Annotated in this window: 2 protein-coding genes; both read left to right on the plus strand. The window is 33.8% G+C overall.

The window, feature by feature from the left end; all coding sequences use genetic code 11:
- The first annotated feature begins 1,300 nt into the window (after nt 1-1,300).
- Complete coding sequence (locus H8R24_RS17920; RefSeq protein ID WP_317172601.1) at nt 1,301-1,564, plus strand: hypothetical protein; 264 nt, start codon at nt 1,301-1,303, stop codon at nt 1,562-1,564.
- Nucleotides 1,539-1,892 (plus strand): ISAon1 family transposase N-terminal region protein, encoded by a 354-nt coding sequence (locus H8R24_RS17925; RefSeq protein WP_187021816.1) that lies wholly within the window; start codon nt 1,539-1,541, stop codon nt 1,890-1,892. The genes H8R24_RS17920 and H8R24_RS17925 overlap by 26 nt, the downstream gene beginning before the upstream one ends.
- Nucleotides 1,893-2,213 lie beyond the last annotated feature (321 nt).

A 2,213-nucleotide genomic window follows, 5' to 3' on the forward strand; every position in this document is an offset into this window, starting at 1 on the left:
ACCCTTTTTATTGGATTTATTTGCACTTTGTTTTTAATACGCTCTAAATGTAGCCTTTGAAAACAAGCCTTTCTTATCGTTTATTTGAATTGTAAGAATAATCTATTGAGAATTGTAAGGCTTATGAGGGTTTTGCGGGTTTTTAAACATCTAACTTTTGTTTTAACCCTCTTTATAACGAAGATCGACTCCCTTTGCGGAGTTATTCTAATATATTAATCCTCTCCTCGCCCCTCTCCAAAGGAAAGGGTGACTGCACGGATGTTTATTGCGGATTTGCATTGAGGAATACTTAGTGGTTGTTCTGACACATAAGTTATCTAAGTTGGAATCAATAATGCTCTCCCCTGACCTCTCCAAAGGATAGGGTGACTGTGCGGATGTTTATTGTGGATTTGTATTGAGGAATACTTGGTGGGTATTATAACATATAAAGGATAGCGGTTATTCACAGCCTGCTTATATGACTAATATGTTTAAAATAGCTACTACTATACTATTCAAGCGCTACATGACGCAACTTTATAAATAGTCGATATAAACCCTCTTTCATTCTAGATAATCACTCCTTATATATAAGGAGTTAAAATGAAATCGACAGCACATTACCTAGACGCACTCTTCAAATCCAAATTTGTATCATAAATTTTATATATTTATTGAACCGAGAGGAAGCCTCTTAAAATTATTCAAAGGATAATCACCTTGTTTATCCTCAAATTTTTTATTGGGAAAACTTTTCTCTATTGTATCATATTCGGGGACAATTTCAGATCATAAACAAAACCAGGAAGAAGTTTTAAGAAAAAATAGTTTTCAAAAATAAAAAAAAATAGCAAATGAACGCTATCGACCTTTTAAAACTTATACATCTGATTTTTTGATAAATAATTTTCAAACAGTTTCCTCTGCTGCTATTACGTCCTCCGAAAACAAGCACCTTTACTTTGAAGAAAAAATAAAGTCACCTGTTGAGTTTGATACAGTACAACTAGCATCCGAAGGCTTTCCATATGAAATAACGATTCCGGATTTCCCCCTCAGAGCTAAGTTTGTCTATTTGCACATTAAACGTCATCATTGAACCAACAAAACTACTGGAGAAATCATTATAGCTTCGATAAATCCTATGTTTGCAAAGTTATAAATTCAAAAAGTATATTGTCCGATAGAAATCACATCATTCTTTTCTATCTTTTAGAGTCTGAACAGAATGTAAGGACTTATTTTCCCTGAAAACATTGGCAAACGCTTATCGATAGACAAAACCTCCCTATCTAATGGCGAACTCTTTACAATTATAACCAATAAAGCTGCCATAGGGAAAAAAGGAGCTATAGTTGCAATGGTTGCCGGAACTACAGCTGAAACGGTAATTGCTATTATTGAAAAAATCCCTCTGAAACAACGTAATCTAGTAACCGAGATAACCCTTGATATGGCAAGAAATATAGGCTTGATTGCCAAGAAATCCTGGGTCAATCACAAAAGTTGGGGAGGAATTAAATATTCCCGATATTTACGGCAAAAAATTGGCCTTGGAAAATTATATAGAACTACTTAAACTCATACTTCCTGAATTGATTGTAGAACACTTTGATTTGGTAAACACTAAAATCGAAAAAGAGAAAATGCACCTCTTCTTTGAAGAGAAAAATACTCCGCCAAAAGAGTATAACAACCGCCAACTTATCTCAAAGGGATTTCTAAATGAAATTACTATTCAAGATTTTCCTTTAAGAGGTAAATTCGTTTACCTACATATTAACAGACGACGATGGACCGATAAAGAATCTCAAGAAATTATTCAACGCGATTGGAATATTATTGCCCAAGGAACCCGCATGAATCAAGAGTTTGCGGATTTTTTAAAAGACATTAATAGATACTAAAGCAAACGATTGTCATACTATAGGATTTTTCTTTAGAGTCAATGGAAAGAAGCTTCAACGTCAATACAAGAAACATCTCAGTAACTTCTCTACTTGGAAACGGGGTGAACATGCTAATACCTGGCTAATATTCCCCGAAAATATGGGGCAATATTTATCCATTGACGAAGTGAATTTATCAATGGGAGAACTTTATACTGTTGTAACAAATAAAAAAGCAAAAGGTAAAAAAGGAGCCATAAATTTGAGGGCACTGAAAAACTACGCATATTTTGATTAACGTCGTTTTCTAGAGATTAAAAAAGCGCTTATAATAGGATT

Source organism: Flavobacterium muglaense (genome assembly GCF_014305155.1).
GTDB classification, from domain to species: Bacteria; Bacteroidota; Bacteroidia; order Flavobacteriales; family Flavobacteriaceae; genus Flavobacterium; species Flavobacterium muglaense.